The following is a 4,770-nucleotide window of genomic DNA, read 5'->3' as shown; positions in this document are numbered from 1 at the left end:
CATCGGCAGCTTGCGGCGTGCGGCGTCGCCGCGGCCGAACAAGGATGCGACCCCATGCGCCAGCGACCAGATGTGCAGCGCCATCATCAGCGCCGGCGGCCGTGCCACGCCGGGCGGCGTCAGCGCGGCGAGCCGTTCGGCGGCGGCGCGGATGATGCCGAAGGCACGCTCGCTCGCGGCCATCAGCGGCGGGTTGAGATCGACCGGAATGCCGGATTCGAACATCGCCGAATAGAATGCCGGCTCGTCGCGGGCGAAGGCCAGATAGGCCTTGCCGACCCGCTCGAACGCCGTGACGGTGTCCGGCCGGCCGTCGTCCCAGGCGGCCGTCAGCGTCGCCTCGAACTGCTCGAAGCCGCGCTGCGCGATGCTGGCGAGCAGGTCGTCGCGGTCGCGAAAATGCCGGTAAGGTGCGGCGGCGCTGACGCCGGCCGAACGCGCCGCGTCGGCAAAGGTGAAGCCCGCCGGCCCCTTCTCGGCGATCAGCCCGAGCGCTGCCTGCAGCAGCGCCTCCTTCAGATTGCCGTGATGGTAGCCGCGCTCGGCGCGGCGATCGTCTTTGCGCCAGCTCATGTGAAGGGCTTTTACATGAACAGGGGCGTCAGGTCACCAAGTTCCGCGCGCCTTAATCCTGCCGCAAGAATTGAAATTTCGTGCGGGCCCGGGCCAAAGTCTTGCGGCTAAAACGTGGCGAGCGAACTCGGCGACTGCCTCCTCGCGGCGGGCCAGACCCATCACCCGCGCTGGCCCGCCTGCAACTTTTCAAACCCTTCCGCGGCCTGTTGCACGTCCTCCGGGAAATCCGCCATCTCCTGGACCTGGCGGATCTCAATGACCTCATTCGGCCCGGCCGGGCATCGCTTCGCCCATTCGATCGCATCGTCGCGCGAGGCGACGTCGATCATCCAGTAGCCACCGAGCACTTCCTTGGCCTCGGCAAACGGACCGTCGGTGACCAGAGGCGTACCGCTCGCAAAGCTTACCCGCGCGCCGGCGGACGGAGGGTGCAAACCATCGAGCGTGATCAGCACGCCGGCTTCCTGCAGCGCATTGTTGTACTTCATCATCGCCGCGACCGCTTCGGCGGCCGGCATGGTGCCAGGGGCTGCGGTTTCGTAGCCCGCCGGAATCATCAGCATCATGAATCGCATGTCATGCTCCTCGTTTGATGAGAGTTGGCAGCAACTATTTCGTGGCCTGCCGGCGCAGCCGCTCTTCCTGTTCGCGCAGTTCGGGGGTCAGCGCCTCGCCAAAATCCTCTGCCGCAAATACCTGGCGGATTTCGATCTCGGCCCCGCCGTCGAACGGCGCGCGCTTCATCCAGGCAATCGCCTCGGCCTTGGATTTCACGTCGATCAGCCAGTAGCCCGCGATCAGATCGCTGGTGACCGCGAACGGCCCCTCGGTAACGACGGGATCGCCGCCGGCAAATTTGATGCGCGCGCCCTTCGAGGTCGGATGCAGCCCCTCGCCGGCCTGCATCACGCCGGCCTTGACCATTTCCTCGTTGAACTGGCCCATCGCGGTCAGCAATTCCGTCGATGGCATCACGCCGGCTTCGCTGTCCGGGCTGGCGTGGACGATCACCATGAAACGCATCGGTTGCTCCCTTTTGTGTAGCTCCGGCGGGCCGACTGCCCGCGACAACGTCGCTCTGATCATAGACGAACGGGATTTTGTGGCGCCGACACGTCCGGCAACATTATTTCATGGGTCATTGCGGGCAATTTACGAAAACACCTGCAGCAGAACGCAGGGTGCGCCAAGGCGCGCTAGCGCCGTGCCCCACCCTGACATCGTCGCCAGCGTCGTACCGCGAAGGGTGGCCTCGCTTCGCTTGGCCCACCCTGCTCCACCATCACGGAAACACCTGCAACTTGCTATCGAGATCCGGAAGGTCGTCGAGCGAGCGTGGCGGCAGCACAGCGACGGTGTCGCCGACTGCAATGGTCATGCGGTCCTGGCCCATCGTCAGCGGTCCGCCATAGCCGGCGGCGCGGGTGCGGGCCATGATCTCGTCGAGACCCTTGGCGCCGTTCAGTTCCTTGGTGACGATGTGCGAGAACACCGCGAGCTTCGGCGCCGCCCGCGTGAACACCTCGGCGGCCTGCTCCGGCGTCGTCAGTTTCGCCAGCACGCCCTTCATCTCGGGCAACTGGGACAGGCGCTCGCTGAAGGCGATCACATTGTGGATGACGAGGTCGGCCTTGGTGCCGTACTTGACGACGTTCTCGTTCAAGGTGGTGTCACCCGACAGTACGACGCTGTGGCCGGCATAATCGACGCGGTAGCCGTAGGCCGGATTGCCGTCGTCATGTTCGACCGGAAAGGCCGTGACCTTGACGCCGCCATCCTCGAACACGACGCCTTCGCTCAGGGCATGCACCTTGATCTCGAGGTTGGCGATCGGGTTGAACTTGTTGACGCGCTTCTCAAGATCGTGGCCGAACATCGCGCGCATGCCCGCGATCATCGCTTCGCTGCCCTCGGGCCCCCATAAGTCAAAACCGTGATCGCGGCCGAGCAGGAACCACGGCGTCATCCACAATTCCGGCAGGCCTTCGTAGTGGTCGTTGTGCAGATGGGTGAGAAAAATATGTGTGATGTCCTTGGGGTTGACCCGGCTTTCATACAGACGCTGGTTGGCGCTGCGCCCGACATCGAACAGCAGCTTGCGGCCGTTGGCCTCGACCAGCGTGGAGATGCCGAGCCGGTCGGGGAAATATTCGGGGCCGGCAGTGCCGAGCAGCGTCACCTTGATGGCCGGTGTCTGGGCGTGCGCCGATGGAATGAACAGCAACGTGAGACATGCACTGAGAATCAACCGGGCTGCATTCACGGGAGCCTCCATGTGGTGCGCCCTCGCGCGCTGAGAAGCGATGTCCCGAGGTTCCTCGATCCAACACGACCTGCGAAATTTTATCAAGCAATGCTCGGATCAAACCTCATGGTGAGGAGGCGCACTTGCGCCGTCTCGAACCATGAGGATGTACATTCATCCTTCGAGACGCGCTCCTTCGGAGCGCTCCTCAGGATGAGGCCACGTGGTTTGGCCTACGATGCCTGTTTGACGAACTTTCCGTTCTGATAGCTGGCGCCGAAATAGACATCGATGCTCTTTATCTGGTCGCCCTCGAAGACAAAGAACTCTGTATTTCGAAACGCCTTGCCGTCCTTGGCCACGCATCGGTAGGTCACGAAGGCTTCGTGGCCATCGACGGCCATGCGTTCGAGCTCGTGCCGCTCGATCCAGCCGCTGTCGCGCCAGCAGCGTTCGAAATAGGTCGCCTTGTCGATGGCGTCGTCGAACGGACTGGTGAAGCGGAAATCAGCGGTCAGACGGTCCTCGACCGCGCGGCGGTCGTTGGCGAGATAGGCGGCGAACAGCGCGCGGATGATGTCGGCCTTGCCCGTCATGTCAGTTTGTCTTTCGGAAACATGTGGAAGTACGGCCTCGCCTCCTCGACCGCGCGGGCAAAGGACGGCCGCGCCAGCAGCCGCTGCAGATAGGCGGCGACGTGGCGATGGGTGTCGCCGAACGGCGCGACTTCATTGGCGTAAAACAGCGCCGGCGCCGCGGCGCAGTCCGCCAGGCTGAACGCCTCGCCGGCGGCCCAGGTCGAGGCCGCGATCTCGCGGTCAAGCACGCCGAGTGCGGCCTGCAGCCTTGTCCGCGCGTCCTTGACGCCATGCGGATCGCGATGGCCCTCGGGCCGCAGGGCTTCGTTGACGATCGCCTGCACCCGAAGGTGGATGTGCAGGTCGATGAAGCGGTCGCTGGCGCGGACCCGCAGCGCCGTTTCAGGATCGGCGGGGATCAGCGGCACCGGCCCGGGATAGTGCTGCAACAGATATTCGATCAGGATGCTGCTCTCCGGTACGGTGCGATCACGGGCCTCGTCACGCAGCACCGGAAATTTTCCGATCGGCCATAGCTGGAGAAACTTCGCACGCTGGGTTGCGTCCCCGAGATCGACCATGTGCGGCGTGAACGGCGTAGCGTTCTCGTACAGCGCCATCAGCGCCTTCATGCAAAATGACGACAGCGGATGATAGTACAGCGTCAGCGACATCGGGCTTCCCCCTGTTCGCGCAGCGTGGGCCGCCGCGCCTGGCTGCAAGACGGATTAGAACCGGTCGCGCCGACATCTGCAGCAACAAATTCCCGCCGCATTGCTGAATGACTCTGGGGTTGTCGATCTTCGCCGCTTGGGGACTCTTGGGGCGAAGACCCGATATGCCGGAATTCGCTTCCATATCCGGCGTGGGGTGTTCTGCGTAAAAAATGACCGGATTGCCACGGGTGCTCGTCGCGCAATGACGTAGCGTGCCCGAAGGCATCCTTTTGTCCAGGGGGACGTACATGAGGGATGCCCGCATCAAGGCAACGTCCCGCTTTCAGGCCGCGTCTGCGGTCGCGGCGCAGGCGCTGGCCGTCACCGCGATGGTCATCATAGCCACGGTCGTTTTTTACGTGCGGTAGGAGATCGCCACTCTCCTGTCCCGGACGCGCCGCAGCACGAAAGGCTGCCGCGCAGCGCCGGGACCGTCACGCACGCCGGCGACTGGTATGGCCCCGGCCCTGCGAGAGCCATACTTCGTATGGCATCGCGTCCGGGGCAAGGATTCGGAGCAACGACACCGCCAATACCGTGCGCTATAACGCCCCCAAGAATCGTCAATCCAGACAAGAAACTTGGGGCAGGACATGACCACACCATCACCGCGCAAGGTCGCATTGGTTACCGGCGCCGCGCGCGGCATCGGGCT

The 4,770-nt window shown here is 63.9% G+C and carries 6 protein-coding genes; all 6 read right to left on the bottom strand.

The genetic code is table 11. The features are described from left to right. On the bottom strand, positions 1–573 hold a 573-nt coding region (locus JWR89_RS15830; protein ID WP_299717771.1), incomplete at its 3' end, for a TetR/AcrR family transcriptional regulator. A 161-nt stretch (positions 574–734) separates the two neighbouring features. Then, positions 735–1,151, bottom strand: coding sequence for a YciI family protein (locus JWR89_RS15825; RefSeq protein WP_299717770.1), 417 nt, complete (start codon positions 1,149–1,151; stop codon positions 735–737). A 34-nt stretch (positions 1,152–1,185) separates the two neighbouring features. After that, complete coding sequence (locus JWR89_RS15820) at positions 1,186–1,599, bottom strand: YciI family protein (protein WP_299717768.1); 414 nt, start codon at positions 1,597–1,599, stop codon at positions 1,186–1,188. Between the two features lie 259 nt (positions 1,600–1,858). After that, entirely contained in the window at positions 1,859–2,839 is a 981-nt protein-coding gene (locus tag JWR89_RS15815; protein WP_299717766.1) for an MBL fold metallo-hydrolase, read from the bottom strand. A gap of 215 nt (positions 2,840–3,054) precedes the next feature. Next, complete coding sequence (locus tag JWR89_RS15810) at positions 3,055–3,417, bottom strand: nuclear transport factor 2 family protein (RefSeq protein ID WP_299717764.1); 363 nt, start codon at positions 3,415–3,417, stop codon at positions 3,055–3,057. After that, on the bottom strand, positions 3,414–4,073 hold the full coding sequence (locus tag JWR89_RS15805; RefSeq protein ID WP_299717762.1) for a glutathione S-transferase family protein: 660 nt from the start codon (positions 4,071–4,073) through the stop codon (positions 3,414–3,416). Before JWR89_RS15805 ends, JWR89_RS15810 begins: the two co-directional genes overlap by 4 nt. Between the last annotated feature and the right edge of the window lie 697 nt (positions 4,074–4,770).

Source organism: Tardiphaga sp. (assembly GCF_028290785.1).
Lineage (GTDB): Bacteria > Pseudomonadota > Alphaproteobacteria > Rhizobiales > Xanthobacteraceae > Tardiphaga.
This window is presented reverse-complemented; position numbering and strand designations above follow the sequence as displayed.